Source organism: Dermacoccus sp. GAS27A (genome assembly GCF_044909235.1).
In the GTDB taxonomy this organism is placed as follows: Bacteria; Actinomycetota; Actinomycetes; order Actinomycetales; family Dermatophilaceae; genus Dermacoccus; species Dermacoccus nishinomiyaensis.
In genome coordinates, this window is record NZ_JBIYDW010000009.1 from 117,531 (window position 1) to 133,426 (window position 15,896).

A 15,896-nucleotide genomic window follows, 5' to 3' on the forward strand; every position below is an offset into this window, starting at 1 on the left:
TGACGGCGACGTCGGGAGATCTGGGTTCGCTGGAGCAGCAGCGGCGATTCCTCCGCGACGTCGCATCCGGCGTCCCGCACGTCGTCGTGGACGATCTCGCGTGAGCGCGATCGATCGCCTTGCTCGCGAACGATCCCGACGTACAGCTGCACGAGCTCGACGCGGCCGACTTCATGATCGGTCGGGCGGGCAACATGGGTGCCAGCATCGCCATCGCTCAGGGGCGTGAGGGTTTCATCCATCCAGACTCGCGCAGCATCCCACTACCAGGGTTCCTCGAGGCGTATCGCGACGCCTTTGCCGTGTGCGGCACGAGCCGCGGGTGGTTGTTCAACGGCCCCATCACCTACCTGTCGGCCGATGATGACCTGGCGGCCATGAAACGACGCAGAGTCGCGCAGCTCGTCGACCCGCACCCGCGCCGCGCGTTCCCGCCTCCTGGTGACGTGCACGCGAACGAGGACCATCGGTTGCTCCTGTCGGGCAACTTCGCCGTCCGCGTGCGCGAGTGGCGGTTGCTCGGTGGTTTCTGCCCCCGACTACCGCGACCCGGCCATCGGCGACCTCGATCTCGCGATGCGCGCCGAGCAGGCCGGGCTGTCCATGGCATGGGTCGGTGGCGCGCACGTATTGCACGCGCCGACGGCGTCGTCGACGCGTGGTGTCGAGGACCTCGCGGTGTTCGCGCGCCGTTGGGGCCACGAACCGCCCGCTCAAGAGGCCGTGACGCGCACGTCCGCGTAGTCGGGGTGCTTGTCGATCCACGACGCGACGTACGGGCAGACCGGGTCGACCTTCTTGCCGGCCGCGCGCACGTCGTCGAGCGCGAAACGGACAATCTGGCTCGCGAAACCGCGGCCACCGAAGCGTTCCGGCACCAGCGTGTGCGGCATCGTGACGACGTCGCCGTCCTCGCGGTAGTCGGCGAACCCGACCTGCTCGTCGTCGAGGAAACCCTCGTAGCGGTGGGTCTCGGTGTTCTTCTTCACGGTGATGGTGTCGCTCATGCACTCACTGTGGCACGCCGAACTCGCGGGCGGGCGAGTATCCCGCGCGGTGTGTCGGTGAGGTGTGTCGGTGAGGTGCGGGGCGCCGCATCGAGGCTCGATAGGCTGTCGTCGCGGGCGTGGTGCGCCCGGGCGGCGCCGTGATCGGCTGCCGTCAGCCGTTCGGCCAGGGGAGGCCTCGTGGGTGTCACGCTCGATCTCGTCAACTCCCTTCTCGACGGCCCGACGGGGCGACGTGATGAGAAGCAGATCCTCACGCTGCTGCGCGAGGCGCCCGGCGCGGAGCTGAACGACGTCCTCGAGAACGTCGACGCGGCCAAGCTGTTCGACGACATGGATGACCGCCTCATCGGCCCCGACAACGAGACCGCCCTCATCGAGTTGCTCACCCGCACGAGGCGTCACGAGTTGAGCATGGCGGCGCAGGTCGCCGTCATCCACGGGATGCAGGGCGGCGCGACGTCGGCTGCGATGGAGGGCGCGATCCGTGACATGCTGCTCGCCCACACGGGCAACGACCTGACGCACCTGAAGAACACGCTCAACCTCGCGAAGGGCCGACACGATCTGGAGGGTCTCGTCTTCGCCGACATCGACGACGACGCCATCCGCGCCGAGATTCTCGACCACTTCGCCGCGTCCTCGTCGCTCGAGGGTGAGCGGCAGGCGAAGACCCTGTCCGACATCGACGACACCGCCCTGGCGAAGATCCACGAGACGCGTTACCCGCGCGGAACCGTCATCCCGGGCATCATTGCGTTCTACGAAGCACTCGACCTCGGACCTCGTGACGCGCCGCTCTCGCGCGGTGACCTGACGTTCGTCACGGCGCGGCCTGCGGATGCCCTGGGGTTGATGAAGAGCTACAGCCGCGAGTCACTCACCAAGGCCGGGTTCGCGGATCTGTCGATCATGACGGGCAGCATCTTCCATCTCGCGACGCACGACGCGATGGCCGCGAAGAAGGTCGCCAACATCGCGCACTACGCGACCTTGTTTCCCGAGTACGACCTCGTGTTCGTCGGCGATTCGGGGCAGGGGGACATCGCCGTCGGCGAGCAGATCCTGCGGGCGCACGCAGACGTCGTCAAGGCTGTCTTCATCCACGACGTCGTGGCCCTGGATGCCGGACGCCGCGCCGAACTCGCCGCGAAGGGGATCTGGGTCGTCGACACCTACGTCGGTGCGGCGCTCAGGGCTCACGAGTTGGGGCTGATCTCCGAGGCCGGGGTGAAGCGCGTCATCGACGAGACGCGTCGCTTGCTCGACGACGTCGAATGGGAATCGTCCGAGCAGGAACACGCGATGCGCGAGCTGGTGGAACGGGACGCTGCCGGCGCCTGACGCGGTGGCGCGTGCCTGCGAGCTCGCACGGGCCTGTGGATGACGAACGCCGCGTCGCTGCGCGTCGCCGTACCGTCGAAGGGTGATGAGCGACGGGCCCCGGGAGCGGTTGATGATCCATGGCGCGTCCGCGCTCAGCGACGCCGAACTCGTCGCCTTGCATCTCGGGACGGGCAGCCAAGGGGCCCCCGTGCTCGTGCTCGCCCACCGCCTGCTCGACGCCTGGGGCGGCGTCGCCGGGCTGGCGCGCGCGGAAGTGCCCGAACTCGCCAGGACGCCCGGGGTAGGCCCCGCGAAGGCGAGCCGACTCGTCGCGGCGTTCGCCCTCGGTTCGCGCGGCGGGCAGCGCCCGACGCGGCCCCTGCGGTCGTCGGCCGACATCGCGGCGCTCGCGCGCGCCCACATCGGCCACGAACGGGTCGAGCACGTCCTCGCCCTCGTGCTCGACGCCCGCCTCGTGCCGCTGCACACGAGTGTCGTCAGCCGCGGCGGCGCCGCGGGCGCGAGCCTGCCCGTGCGGGAGCTGCTCGCCCTCACGATGCGCCACGACGGCGTCGCGCTCGCCGTCGCGCACAATCACCCCAGCGGGCACGCCGCGCCGAGCCGCGCCGACCTCGACGCGACCCATCGCCTCCGCACCGGCTGCGACGTCGTCGGCGTGCGCCTGCTCGACCACGTCGTCGTCACCGACGGCGACGCGTGGGCCAGCATCACATCAACGCACTGAACACCTCGTTGCGCGCGGCAGGCAGGAGGGCTTCGGCGAACGTCTGCGACCGGAGGTTGAGTAGTTGAGCATCCCTTGCGAGCCGTAACGCCATGGCCAGGGACCGCTGTGTGTGAGGCTCTGGAACCGTGACGGGCAGGCTTTCAAAATTCTCCTCTTTCAACCGGTTCCGGCTGGTCGGAGTGCTCCCAGTGCTCGCCTGGTTTACGAGGGCGGTGAACTGTGGTGAGAGGAGCTGGGCAAGAAGGACTTCCGGGAGAATTCGGGTACGGTCGATCTCGTAGGTGGGGAACTCGTTGGACGCGAAAAGATGGCTCTCCGCAATGGCGAAGGACTGCTTCCAAGCGAACAGTCGGTTGTAGACGAGGTCCCCGGGCGCTACTTCGTAAAGTGTCTTCGCCGAGAGGTCGCGTCCGTACCGCGTCTCGCGGTGGAAAACGCCATCCCCGTACCAGCGCACCCCTGCCAGTCCATACGAATCGTCGGTCCGTACGGGCACAGGTCGGCGCACGCGTGACACCAACTCGCCCAAGGGGACCGATACCCCGGGCTGCTCGTTATGGGTGACGGAGCGGAGAAGCGACGCTCTGTTTGCGCCTTGGCGGATGATCTGGCTGACCGTCGATGCCGTGGTGTCCAGATAGTCGGCGATGCGCTTCTGCTCGGCGAGGTCGGGGAGGGGGATTTCGATCCTCTCGAAGTTCTTGATGGATAGCGTTCTGTTGCGATCGGCTGATCCCGGTGACGCCTGCCCTAGTGACCCAATCCCTGTTTCGGACAGCAGGTAATGCTTCACGTAATTGAGGTCCGCGTTTCCCCGGGAGGTATATTGCAGAAAACGGTTGGAGGCAATATATCCATGCTCGTCTTCCGTCGTGGTCGTTACCGCACCCTCCCAACCCTTGATGTTACTGATGACAATGCGGCTAGGCGCAAGACGGAAGTATCGGAGTTTAGAGAGTTCATGAGCGGGCGCTTGGGGGTAGCGGATAATGCCGTTTCCAAAGCTTCGGAGGCCCACGGGGCGGTAGGCCTGCGTGGGGTCGATGGCGACAGGGGTTCGAGCTGCTTCCAGGAGTTCACCCAACGGCACCATGTCCGTCATGAGTGCACCTCGAATCCCGCGACGGTGGTCTTGAGGTCGTCGAGTACGGCGAGGATCTCGTGCTCGGTGGCGATGAGTTCGTCGACGATCTCGGCGACGGGGCGGTGCGTGAGGTCGTCGGCGGTGTGGGGGTTGTGCAGGTCGAGGTTGTAGCCCGATTCGCGGATCGAATCGGCGCTCACGCGCCAGGCGTGCTCGTTCCCGGTGCGCCCTTCGTGGGAGGTGCCGCCCCACCACGTCGTGAAGTCGGCGAATTCCTCGAACTGCAGCGGCTTCGTCTTCGTGTAGCGTTTGCGGCCCTCGGGCAGGGGGTGCTCGTAGAACCACACGTCGTCGCTCTGCGGGCCGCGCTCGAAGAACAGCACGTTCGACGGAATGATCGTGTACGGCGCGAACACGCCTTCGGGCAGGCGCAGCACCGTGTGGAGGTTGAACTTCTCCATGAGCCTGGCCTTGATGCGCCCGCCGATACCGGCGTCGAACATGACGCTGTTGGGCACGACGATCGCGCACCGCCCCGTCGGTGACTTCTCGATGCGGGCCATGACGTGCTGGAGGAACAGCCACACCGTCTCGGTGGTGCGCAGGCTCGTCTGGAAGTTCTCGAGAACCCCCGATTCCTCCTCACCACCGAACGGGGGGTTGGTGACGACGACGTCGACGCCGTCGCCGCGCACCTGATCGAGCTTCTGCGACAACGTGTTGGTGCGCACGAGGCGGGGTCGATCGACCTCGTGCAGCAGCATGTTCATCTGGGACAGCAGGAACGGCAGCGGCTTCTTCTCGATGCCGCGCACGCTCTGACGCACCTTCTGCCGCTCGACGCTGCCCGGCGCCTGCTCCAGCATGTGCTCGAGCGACTCGATGAGGAAGCCGCCGGTGCCCGCAGCCGGATCCATCACCGTCTCACCGGGTTTAGGGTCGACGAGGTCGACCATGAGACGCACGAGCGGGCGCGGGGTGTAGAACTCACCGGAATCGCCGGCTGCGTCACGCATCTCCCGCAGCATCGACTCGTAGACGTGTGCGAGCGTGTGGATGTCGTCGTTGCTCGCGAAACTGATCTTGTCGATCTGGGCGACGAGATCCTTGAGCAGGAAACCGCTCATCATGCGGTTCTGCACGTCGTGGAAGACCGCGGAGATCGTGTTGCGCGGGTCGGTGGGATCGTCGGAACCGTGAAGGTCGCGCAGGTGCGGCAGGAGCTGCGTGTCGACGAATTCGAGGAACGGCTCGCCGGTCATCGAACCGCGGGCCCACTCGGACCATCGATACCGGCCCTGGATGGCTGGGACGTACCCCGGGTTCCCGATGGGGCGATCCTGCTCCGCCTCGTCGTACGCCCGCAGGAAGAGCAGCCACGCGAGCTGGGGCAGTCGGTCGAGCTCACCGTTGAGCCCCGCATCCTTGCGCATGATGGCGCGCGATTCCTTGACGATGTTCTGCAGTTGCGCGCGGGTTGTCGCGGGCTGGGTCATCGGTTCCTCGACTTCTGGTAGAACGTGCGGACGAAAGCGTAGGCGGTGTCGCTGGTGCGAGACGTGACGTCGAGATCGGCGACCATCGCCGCGTACGGCGTGGGCCACGAGGCCGGCGGCGCGGGAAGGTCGGCGGGCGCTGCAGCGCCGTCACGGACGCGGAAGACGACGTCGACACGCTCCGCGAACCGCGCAGCATCGAGCGCGCCGGATTCGATGATGAGGACGAGGTCGACGAGATCCTTCACCCGGGACGACGGCCGGTCATGGGCGTAGATGCGCGAATAGGCGTGCACCTTCTCCGCCGCATGCTGTGCCAGGTCGACGGCGCGGATCCGGACCGCCGGTGCTGCGGACGGGATCAGCGGGCTCGGGATCTCCACGGTCTCGACCGCCCCCGCCGTCTCGGCGGCCTGAGTGACCACGTCGAGAGTGAGATGTTCGAAGCTCGTGCCGCCGACCGAGGCTTCGACGCCGACCCGCCACGCCCCCTCATCGTCGGCATCGCGCAGGCGCCGGGGGAGGCCGACCCGAAACGAGAATGAGTCACCGAGATCCCGGTCGAGTGCTTCGTCGAGCAGATCTTGCACGTCGAGTGCCGTCAGGCCGGTCTCGGCGTGGACGAGATCGAGATCCTTGGTGGTTCGCGCCTGCGCCTCGAACCGTGCTTCGAGCAGAAAGCCGCCCTTGAGCACCCATGCCTCGTCGAGAGCGAGCCGGGCGAGCAGCCGCTGGAACGCGATCTGCCGGCGTAGGCGGGCGGGGTCGACACAGCGTTCGCGTGCCGCGTTGCGGATGCGGTGGCCCAACGATCTGGACGCGTCGGAATGCTTCATCGCGCGGCACGCTCCGCGAGGCGGCCCAGCGCTCGTTCCACGCGCAGGGCGGACGCGGCGGGCGCTTCGTCCGAGGCCCGCCGCAGTCTCCGAGCCGTCGTGAGGCCGCGCTCGACGGCGTCTGCGACGGCGTCATCGACGATCTCTTGGGAGAGCTCGGCATCACCGGCCGCATCGATGAGTGTGCGGACAGGCGTCGTGACCCGCCAGCCGGAACGCGTCTCGACGTCTTCGTCGCCGAGGTGGCCCCGATGCACGATCACGGACGGATCCGTGAGCGCTCTGCCACTCGAGGCCGTCATGTGGAGGCGGCGGGGGTTGCTGTCCGAGAGCCCATGAAGCGCCAACGCCGTGGCGTGGGAGAAGGCGGCCTGCGGACCGACGGCGAGCTGCAGGCGCACGAGATGATCGTGCTCCTCGACCGGCCAGTGCGGGAGGCGGAACAGGCCTCGCTCGACGCGAAGCCAGTTGCCGGCATCGACGTGGTACTTCTGCGCCTGGTAGGAGTACCCGGCGTCGAGGGCTTGCGCCGCAGTGAAGTAGCCGGACTGAGTGAAAGCCATCCGCTCGAGGCGGAGACGCAGCTCGCGGCGGTCGGTGCGCATGGTCCCAGCATAGCCCGGCGTCGCCTCAATAAAATCTTTAGTTTCAGCGGCAGCGGTGTATGCCTAACTCAAGATCATGCTGAGTACAGCCAGGTTTGGACCGTCCCCAGCATGGCGTTGAACTCGGTGACACCGCCGAAGGCCTGCGTGATCTCCCGCTTGCTCCCCACCTGGGACAGCGGCGGCAGGGAGAGGACCTCGCCGGTGCTGATGTCGTCGACGCCGTGCTCGACGTAACGCTCGAGCAGCCCCTCGATCGCCGCCCGGGCCTGCGTGGGAAGAGCCTCGATCTCCGATTCGTGGGCAGCCCGGGCGCGGCGGGCGCGCTCGGCGCGAGTCGGCATCGGGGCGTCGAACGCGAGATGGGTGAGGGCGTCGAACAGGTCGATCATCTCGGTGCCCGGTGCCGCGATGTCCTCGCGCCGGATCCCCGCCCGTTCCAGTTCGGCCAAGGCGCGGGCACGTCCCGCCGGCGTCGCCCATTCGGCGGCAAGCTGATCCGCAGTGCCCGCGACCCGACCCAACGTGGTGCGCAAGTAGCGCTCGAACTCCACGAGCTGGAGCCCGCCCCCGCTCGTGTCGGCGCGGAAACGCAACTCGCCGGTGATCGAGATGCCGGACGCGCGGTCGACCACGAGCTTCGGCGGGCGCGGCGGCTGCGCGGGGCCGGGGACGACGGCGAAGGGCGCGCCCGGATCGCCGACGCTCGCGCCGTCGATGTCGACGGCGCCGTCGGCATCGGCCCAGCCGTCCGAATCCGGGTGGTCGACGGGCGGCAGATCGCCGCATCCCGCGTCCGGTGCTGCCGAGCCGTCAGCCTCGGAACGCGTCGTGGTGCCGTCGCGGTGGATCACGACGTTCTCGATGTGCGGCGGGTAGCCGTCGAAATCGGAATCGAGGAAATGACGGCTCGCACCGACGTAGTCGACGACGGTGAAGTGGGTCTTGCCCGCCTCGGGATACAGTCGCGTCCCCCGTCCGACGATCTGCTTGAACTCCGTCTTCGACCCGACGGCCCGGAACAGGACGACGAACCGCAGGTCGACGACATCCACCCCCGTCGACAGCAGGCGCGACGTGGTCACGACGATCGGCGTGCGCGGTTCCTCGGTCGAGGTGAACGACTCGAGCAGCCGATCCTTCTCCCACTCGTCGCCGGTGATGCGGGCGACCCACTCTGGGGTGCGCTGCATCAGCGGCTGATTGAGCGCGGCCAGCGCCGAGCGCATCTGCTCCGCATGATCCTGGTCGACGCAGAACACGATGGCGCGTTCGCCCGGGTGACGCGCGAGCAGGCGGGTGAGATGCTCCGCGACCACTCGCGTCCGTGCGAGAAGCGAGATCCTGCGTTCGAAATCCCTCGTGCTGTAGACACCCTCAGGAATGGCGTTGCCGTGCATGTCGACCTCGCCACGCAGCGGCTCCCAGCCCTCCTCGTCAGGGCTCGGCAGGACGCGCAGGACGTCGTACGGAGCGAGATAGCCGTCCTCGATGCCCTGACGCAGCGTGTACGTGAACACCGGGTTGCCGAAGTAGCGATAGGTCTCCGCGTCGTCTGCCTCGCTGGGGGTGGCCGTCATCCCGACCTGCACTGCACTGGAGAAGTGATCGAGCACGCCGCGCCACAGAGAATTCTCGCGCGCCGAACCGCGGTGGCACTCATCGACGATGACGAGGTCGAAGAAGTCCGAGGGATAGGCGAGCAGCGCCTCGTCGTCCTGCCCGTTGAGCAACGCCTGGTAGGTGGCGAAGTAGATCTCACGGTTGAGGTTGACCTTGCCGCGCACCCGCAGGTTGGGTTCGTGGCCGAACGCGGGGTTGAACACCTTCTCATGAGGGCTACGCAGCAGCTCGGTGCGGTCGGCGAGGTAGAGGACGCGGTAGTTACTGCCCGGGCGGACGTGCCGCTCGTACTCACGCAGCTTGTGGATGAGTTGCATCGCGGTGAAGGTCTTGCCCGTCCCGGTGGCCATGAGGACGAGGACGCGCTGCTCACCACGAGCGATCGCCGCGAGTGCCTCGTGGACGGCGCGGGCCTGATACCAGCGCAAGGTTCGGACCCGCTCGCCGTCGATGATGCGCCGGTTGCTGGGCTGGTCCAGAAGCTCCGCCGATTCGGCATCGAGGCCGCGCGCCGAGATGTACTCGGCCCACGCCTCGATCGGCGACGCAGGTCGTGGCACAACGCGTTCGGCGCCCGTCGTGAAGTTCCGCTCGATGAACGAGCCGCCGTTCGTGCTGTAGGTCAACGTGACCCCGAGCTGCTCGGCGTACCGGATGGCCTGCGCAAGACCGTCGGCGGCCGAGCGACGCGAGCGTTTGGCTTCGACCACGGCCAGGGGCACCTCACCGTTGGGCGACATCAGGACGTAATCGGCGAACCCGTCGCCGAACCCGCTGCGACGGTCCGCGCGGGTGGCGCGGAGGGCGAACTGCTCGCGAATGTTCTCGTCGCGCCAGCCGGCCTCCCTCAGCGCCGGCACCACGAAGTCGCGGCACGTCTCCCATTCCAGCGAATCATCCGTCACGGACGCCAGCCTAGTGACGTCCTCCACGAGGATGGCGGATTCTGCGAACCACCGGCGCTCAGCGCTCTTCGATGAGGCGCCAATGTGACATATGTCAATGCAACCAACCCCCGCCGCGCGTCGGGGTTCCGCTATGAGCGCAAACCTGTCAGGGTGGAGGCATGAGCCTTGGAGCAGCGTTCGGTCTGGCCGTTCTCTTCGTCGTGACCATGTTCGTCCTCGTCTTCGTGATGGCGGGGGTCGAGACGCGCATGTTCGACGACGTCATGGTCACGCCGGACGCTGAGACCGACGAGGCGCCCGTCGCGGCGCTCGAGCCGGCGGCCGAGTTGTCGCGAGCCGCCTGAACCGGATACCTGACGATGTGCGCCCCCTTCACGTGATGATCGTGACGGGGGCGCTCTGCATGCTGAATCCCTTGGGATGACGCGGTTGTCGGTGTCGGGTCCTAGCTTGGGGTCATGGCCAACCGACTCGCTGCCTCGCTGAGCCCCTACCTGCGCCAGCACGCCGACAACCCCGTCGACTGGCACGAATGGGGTGACGAGGCGTTCGCCGAGGCGCGACATCGTGACGTGCCCGTGCTGCTGTCCGTCGGCTACGCGGCGTGCCACTGGTGCCACGTCATGGCGCACGAGTCGTTCGAGGACACAGCCATCGCGGCGCAGCTCGCCGAGGGGTTCGTCGCCGTCAAGGTCGATCGTGAGGAGCGCCCGGACGTCGACGCCGTCTACATGAACGTCACGCAGGCGCTCACCGGGCACGGCGGCTGGCCGATGACGGTGTTGCTGACGCCGCACGGTGAGCCCTTCTACGCCGGAACCTACTTCCCGCGTGAGCAGTTCTCGTCGCTGCTGCACTCGATCGGTGAGTTGTGGCGTGACGATCGGGCGCGCGTCGAGGAAGCAGCGCGTTCCATCGTCGAGGCGATGCAGACGCGCTCGCCTGCCGAGGCGACGGGTTTGGGGCCTGGGGGAGATGACCTGCTCGGGCAGGGCGATCGGGCTGAACGACAGCTCGTGGGGGTCGATCTGACGCGTGTCGTGGTCGGCCTGCGTCGCCAGTTCGACGACGGCCGGGGCGGCTTCGGTGGCGCGCCCAAGTTCCCGCCGTCGATGACGCTCGAGCACCTGCTGCGTCACCACGCCCGCACGGGCGACGCGGACGCCCTCGCGATGGCTCGCCGCACGGGCGAGGCGATGGCGCGCGGTGGCATGTACGACCAGCTCGACGGAGGGTTCGCGCGCTACAGCGTCGACGTCGACTGGGTCGTGCCGCACTTCGAGAAGATGCTGTACGACAACGCGCAACTGCTGCGGGTGTACGCGCACCTGTGGCGCGCGACAGGCGACGACTGGGCGCGTCGCGTGACCTACGAGACGGCCGACTTCATCATGCGGCGCCTCGGCACCAGTGAGGGGGCGTTTGCCTCCGCGCTCGATGCTGACACCGACGGCGTCGAAGGCCTCACCTACGTATGGAACGAGGAGGAGCTCGTCGAGGTGCTGGGCCGCAGCGACGGCGCGCGCGCCGCTGAGCTTCTCGGCGTCACCCGTCACGGCACGTTCGAAGACGGCCGCTCGACCCTGCAGCTGCGTCGTGACTCCGCCGAGCTTTTCTCGCCCGAGGTGCTGGGTGACCGCTCCCCGGACGCGTGGTGGTCAGACGTTCGGGCCAGGCTGCGCTCGGTGCGGGCCGAGCGCCCGCAGCCGGCCCGTGACGACAAGGTCGTCACGTCATGGAACGGCCTCGCCATCGCCGCGCTCGCCGAGGCCGGGATGATCCTCGAACAACCCTCGTGGGTGGCGGCGGCGCGGGAGGCGGCTGACGTCGTGCTCGCGACCCACGTCGTCGACGGGCGGTTGCGGCGGGCGTCGCTCAAGGGCCGGGTGAGCGAGGCGCTCGCGTGTGCCGATGACTACGGCAACCTCGCCGAGGGGCTGTTGGTGCTGCATCAGGCGAATGGCGAGACGCGCTATGCCGAGGTGGCGATCGGTCTGCTCGACGACGCGGCGCGCCTGTTCTTCGACGGCGACATCGTGTACGACACGGGGTCGGACGCGTCGCAGCTCTTCATCAGGCCGCACTCCGACGGCGACAACGCCGAACCGTGCGGCGCGTCGTCGCTCGCTTCGGCGTACGTCATGGCGTTCGCTCTGACGGGGCACGGCGAATACCGCGAGCGAGCTCTTGCCTGTCTGTCCGGCCTCGTGGGTGTGATGGCGTCGAACCCGCGGTTCGCCGGGTGGGCGCTCGCTGCGGCGGAGGCGCTCGCTGCGGGGCCGGTGCAGGTCGCCGTCGTCGACCCTGCGGATGGGGGTGCGGCTGCGGGGTCCGTCGATGGGCCGCCTGATGCGGCCGAGGCGGATGAGATGTGGCTGCGCGCCTGGCGTTCGACGAGTCCGGGGTTGGTGCGTGTTCGTGGCGCTGCCGACGTCGGCGGGGTGCCGTTGCTGGCAGATCGCCCTGCGGTCGACGGCCAGACGACGGCGTACGTGTGCCGGGGTTTCGTGTGCGATGCCCCCGTGACGAGGGCGGACGAGATGAACATCTGAGGTGCGCCGCGCGGGCGGCGAGCGCCGATCGTCGTGGGGGTGATGAGGGTGGGCGGTACGGGTGCCCAGGGGCGTGCTGCCTGGGCGGCGAGCGTCGTCGGCGTGACGCATGTGACACCGGTTCGGTTCGTTGTCTGCGCCGTGCATGCCCGACGATGACGGGTATGACGAATGCTGTCGCTGCAGCCCAGACCGCGCCTGACGAGGCGCCCGTGACGGTGTCGTTCACGCGCCACATGAGCACCGACAACGAGACTCAGGTGCTGGCCTGGGTGCATGCCGGCATGGCGATGGCGGAGAAGTTCGAGGGCTTCCTCGGCACCGGGTGGGTGCGCTCGTCGAGCAACTCGCAGGAATGGCACATGCTGTGTCGTTTCCGCAATCAGGCGTGCCTCGACGCGTGGGATCGCAGCCCCGAGCGCGCCTGGTGGTTGTCGTTCGGTGCGGACATCGTGCAGCACACCCGCGGCGAGAAGCGCGTCGGCATCGAGGGATGGTTCGACGAGCCGTCGCACAGCAGTGACGTCGTCCTGCCCGGCGAAGCGCCCGCGCCCGGCCGTCGTCTCGCGCCGCCGCGGTGGAAGCAGGCCACGATGATCTGGGCGGTGTTCTTCCCGATGTCGGTGCTTGCCGCCTACCTGCTGCAGCCGCACATCGCGAGCCTGCACGTCGTGTTGCGCACGCTGATCCAGACGTCGATCCTCACGCCGCTCATGACCTACATCATGCTGCCGTTCGCCACCCGCGTGCTCGACGAGTGGCTGCACGAGGAGTGACGGCTGCGCCGGCGTGACGCGGACGTCAGAGCTGCGGCGTCGCCAGGCGGGTTGAGGCTGTCGGCCGGTGAGTTGCGGACTGCAACTCAGCCATGCGGGGTTGCGGCCCTCGAGTTGGGAGTTGGGGGACTGCAACTCGGCCATGCAGGATTGTGCCTCCGAAGTGCCGCCGGGCGTCAGAGGCGGTTCTTCGTCTTCGCCGTCGCGACGTGTGTGAGAGGGTCCTCGGGCCACGGATGCTTCGGGTAGCGGCCGCGCATGTCGGCGCGCACGCCCGCGTAGGGCCCGGCCCAGAACGAGGCGAGGTCGTCGGTGACGGCGACCGGTCGCTGCGCAGGCGACAGCAGGTGGAACAGCACAGGTGCGCGCCCGTCGGCGAGGCGCGGGGTCTGCGTCAGCCCGAAGCACTCCTGCAGTTTCACTGCGACGATGGGCGGGCCGCCCGGTTCGTCGAGGGGTGGGTAGGTGATGCGCACGCTGGAGCCGCTGGGCACACGCAGCCGCTCGGGTGCCAACTCGTCGAGACGTGTCGCCTCGGGCCAGGGCAGCAGGCGACGCAGCGGATCCGTCAGGTCGATGGAGGCGAGCTTCGCCCCACGGGCGAGGCGGTCGAGCTCCGGGGCGAGCCACTCGTCGAGTCGGGCGAGCAGTGTGTCGTCGTCCATCGCGGGCCACGGGTCGGCGAGGTGGTGGTGCAGGAAAGCCAGACGGCGTCGCAGCGCCGCTGCGGCATCGCTCCATGTCAGCAACGAAAGCCCCTGCGCTGCAAGAGCATTCGCGACGGCTTGTCGCGCCACTTCCGGCGTCGGGGGCGTTGGTGTCGCCGAGAACTCGATCGCGCCGAGGGCCTTGACGCGCCGCCCCACGACCTTGCCGGAGGTCGCGTCCCACGTCGCGCGCACCTCGTCGACGAGCAGGTGCGACGCTGCGTCCTCCGCGATCGGTCGAGTGATCGGGGCCGCCAACCGGATGACGGCGCCCGTCCCACGCGCGGCGCGACCATCGGAACGCGCGACGTCCGCGACAGCCAACCACTCACACTCGGTCAACGGTGAATCGTCTAGCCCCGCACGGGTTCCCGACGCCGTGAGGTAGACGCCCTCGGCGACGCGATGCGCCACGCGTTCCGGATACGCAAGAGCGATGACGAGACCGGCGTCGCTCTCGGTCTCGGCGTCCACGGAGCGAGCCCGTCGAGATGCCGCGGCGTGTCCGGGCGCCCACCCGGGGTCCGGGGTGGCGCCGGCGTCGTTCGAGCCGGCCGCGACGACGCGTGTGAGGCGTTCGCTCTCGCGCACCCACCGCGAACGGGCCGGCCCCTGCAGCTCGGCGATCGCGTGGTCGAGGTCGGCGTCCCTCGAGCGGACGTCGTCGGCGAGTGCAGCGACGTACTCCGCGGCCGATCGGGCGCCGATTCGCTCGGCCGCGACGAGCAAGGCGCGGGCGAGCCGCGGGTCGGCGGGTACCTCGACGAGCGTCCTGCCGAGGGCGGTGATGCGACCGTCAGCGTCGAGCGCGCCCAGGCCGACGAGGGTGTGCGTCGCCTCGCGCAGGGCGGGCGCAGGTGGTTGCGTCGGCAGGGAAAGCCCGGTGCCGCCCGGCGTGCCCCACGCCGCGAACGTCAGGGCGACGTCGGTGAGGTCGCTCGTCGCCATCTCGGGCGTGACATGCTCGGGCATGCGCGCGAACGTCTGCTCGTCGTAGCAACGCACCGCTATGCCGGGCCCGAGACGGGCCGCACGGCCGGCACGCTGCACCGCGCTGGCGCGCGAACACGCCACGGTGACAAGGCCGTTCATGCCGCGCGCGACGTCGCGTCGAGGTTCGCGCGAGAGCCCGGCGTCGACGACGAGGCGCACGCCGGGCACCGTCAGTGACGACTCCGCGAGGGCGGTGGAGACGACGACGCGGCGCGGTTCGCCGGGTCCGCGACCGGCCGTCGCGCGATCCTGCTCGGCAGCGTCGATGCGCCCGTGCAGTTCGAGCACGTCGAGTTCGGGGCGCAGCTGCCGCACCTGCTCGGCGACGATCGATACCTCGCGCGCACCCGGGAGGAAGACGAGCGCGTCGCAGCCCCGCAAGCCGGCCAAGTTGGCGACAGCGTCCGTCGCTGCGGCAGTGCCACGCCCGCCGGCATGAGTGTCGGCATCATCCAGCGCGCGGGTCGTGGTGCGCGCGACGTGCTCGAGGAAGGCCCGGGTGACGCCGCGCGCGTCGAGACGGGGCGAGTCGAACGGCGCCCATCGCACGTCGAGCGGGTGCAGCGCAGACGGGCAATCGACGAGTGGTGCCTCACCCGACGTGGTGGTCGCGGCGAGGAGATCGGCGAAACGCGGTGCGTCGAGCGTCGCTGACATCGCGACGACGACGAGATCGTCACGCAGCGCGCGTACGTCGGCGAGCAGGCCGAACGCGACGTCGGATTCGATCGAGCGCTCATGCACCTCGTCGAGGATGACGGCGCCGACGCCCGTCAGTTCGGGGTCGGCGAGCAGGCGCCGATCGAGCAGACCGGGCGTGACGAACTCGACGAGTGTCGCTGCGCTCGAACGGGATTCGCCGCGCACTGCGTAGCCGACGATGTCACCGAGACGCGTCCCCGTCAGCTGTGCCAGACGGCGTGCGGCAGCGCGTACGGCGACGCGGCGCGGCTGGGTGACGATGACGCGGCCCGCTCGGCCGGGCGTCGCTCCACGGGCCGCTGCGGTGTCGACGTCGCGCCATGCGTCGCCTCGCTCAGCGAGCCAGTTCGCGACGAGCGGCGGCGCGAGCGTCGTCTTGCCCGTGCCGGGCGGGGCCTGGACGACGCACGCGCCCGCGTCGAGAGCGCGCGTCAACTCAGCGGTGGCCGTCGCGAAGGGCAGCCCGCGTCCGATGGCGTCGAGGTCGAAGAGGGCATTCATCGTGGCCTATTCTCGCCCCGCGAGGCATCTCA

At 68.8% G+C, this 15,896-nt stretch carries 13 protein-coding genes; 6 read left to right on the forward strand and 7 right to left on the reverse strand.

Annotated features, from left to right (window positions below; all coding sequences use genetic code 11):
- Window positions 1–522 precede the first annotated feature (522 nt).
- Complete coding sequence (locus tag ABH936_RS10965) at window positions 523–744, forward strand: hypothetical protein (protein WP_062257452.1); 222 nt, start codon at window positions 523–525, stop codon at window positions 742–744.
- Here the strand turns inward: ABH936_RS10965 and ABH936_RS10970 are convergent.
- Entirely contained in the window at window positions 714–1,007 is a 294-nt protein-coding gene (locus ABH936_RS10970) for a GNAT family N-acetyltransferase (protein ID WP_404603253.1), read from the reverse strand. The genes ABH936_RS10965 and ABH936_RS10970 overlap by 31 nt on opposite strands.
- Before the next feature lie 180 nt (window positions 1,008–1,187).
- Here ABH936_RS10970 and ABH936_RS10975 point away from each other — a divergent pair, with 180 nt between their 5' ends.
- Together ABH936_RS10975 and ABH936_RS10980 are read left to right on the forward strand one after the other, a co-directional pair.
- Window positions 1,188–2,351 (forward strand): phosphatase domain-containing protein, encoded by a 1,164-nt coding sequence (locus tag ABH936_RS10975; RefSeq protein ID WP_404603254.1) that lies wholly within the window; start codon window positions 1,188–1,190, stop codon window positions 2,349–2,351.
- Between the two features lie 85 nt (window positions 2,352–2,436).
- Complete coding sequence (locus ABH936_RS10980) at window positions 2,437–3,078, forward strand: RadC family protein (protein WP_131940530.1); 642 nt, start codon at window positions 2,437–2,439, stop codon at window positions 3,076–3,078.
- On the opposite strand, the gene ABH936_RS10985 is transcribed toward ABH936_RS10980, so the two are convergent.
- The 5 genes from ABH936_RS10985 to hsdR form a co-directional block, all read right to left on the reverse strand.
- Window positions 3,062–4,183 carry a restriction endonuclease subunit S gene (locus ABH936_RS10985; protein WP_131940532.1) on the reverse strand — a complete coding sequence of 374 codons (1,122 nt, stop codon included), beginning with the start codon at window positions 4,181–4,183 and terminating at the stop codon, window positions 3,062–3,064. The two genes, ABH936_RS10980 and ABH936_RS10985, sit on opposite strands and share 17 nt — an antisense overlap.
- Complete coding sequence (locus ABH936_RS10990; protein ID WP_131940534.1) at window positions 4,180–5,661, reverse strand: class I SAM-dependent DNA methyltransferase; 1,482 nt, start codon at window positions 5,659–5,661, stop codon at window positions 4,180–4,182. The genes ABH936_RS10985 and ABH936_RS10990 overlap by 4 nt, the downstream gene beginning before the upstream one ends.
- Window positions 5,658–6,497: a nucleotidyl transferase AbiEii/AbiGii toxin family protein gene (locus ABH936_RS10995; RefSeq protein WP_131940536.1), complete on the reverse strand. Its 840-nt coding sequence runs from the start codon at window positions 6,495–6,497 to the stop codon at window positions 5,658–5,660. Before ABH936_RS10995 ends, ABH936_RS10990 begins: the two co-directional genes overlap by 4 nt.
- Window positions 6,494–7,102: a type IV toxin-antitoxin system AbiEi family antitoxin domain-containing protein gene (locus ABH936_RS11000; protein ID WP_404603255.1), complete on the reverse strand. Its 609-nt coding sequence runs from the start codon at window positions 7,100–7,102 to the stop codon at window positions 6,494–6,496. The genes ABH936_RS10995 and ABH936_RS11000 overlap by 4 nt, the downstream gene beginning before the upstream one ends.
- A 74-nt stretch (window positions 7,103–7,176) precedes the next feature.
- Window positions 7,177–9,630 carry an EcoAI/FtnUII family type I restriction enzme subunit R gene (gene hsdR, locus ABH936_RS11005; RefSeq protein ID WP_160126175.1) on the reverse strand — a complete coding sequence of 818 codons (2,454 nt, stop codon included), beginning with the start codon at window positions 9,628–9,630 and terminating at the stop codon, window positions 7,177–7,179.
- A gap of 161 nt (window positions 9,631–9,791) precedes the next feature.
- Here hsdR and ABH936_RS11010 point away from each other — a divergent pair, with 161 nt between their 5' ends.
- From ABH936_RS11010 to ABH936_RS11020, 3 genes are all read left to right on the forward strand, one after another.
- Entirely contained in the window at window positions 9,792–9,977 is a 186-nt protein-coding gene (locus ABH936_RS11010) for a hypothetical protein (protein WP_404603256.1), read from the forward strand.
- A gap of 114 nt (window positions 9,978–10,091) precedes the next feature.
- Entirely contained in the window at window positions 10,092–12,185 is a 2,094-nt protein-coding gene (locus ABH936_RS11015) for a thioredoxin domain-containing protein (protein WP_404603258.1), read from the forward strand.
- Window positions 12,186–12,349: 164 nt separating this feature from the next.
- Window positions 12,350–12,961 carry an antibiotic biosynthesis monooxygenase gene (locus tag ABH936_RS11020; RefSeq protein WP_165583838.1) on the forward strand — a complete coding sequence of 204 codons (612 nt, stop codon included), beginning with the start codon at window positions 12,350–12,352 and terminating at the stop codon, window positions 12,959–12,961.
- A gap of 176 nt (window positions 12,962–13,137) precedes the next feature.
- On the opposite strand, the gene hrpB is transcribed toward ABH936_RS11020, so the two are convergent.
- A complete protein-coding gene (hrpB, locus tag ABH936_RS11025) occupies window positions 13,138–15,864 on the reverse strand; it encodes an ATP-dependent helicase HrpB (protein WP_404603259.1) in 2,727 nt (908 codons plus the stop codon).
- Window positions 15,865–15,896 lie beyond the last annotated feature (32 nt).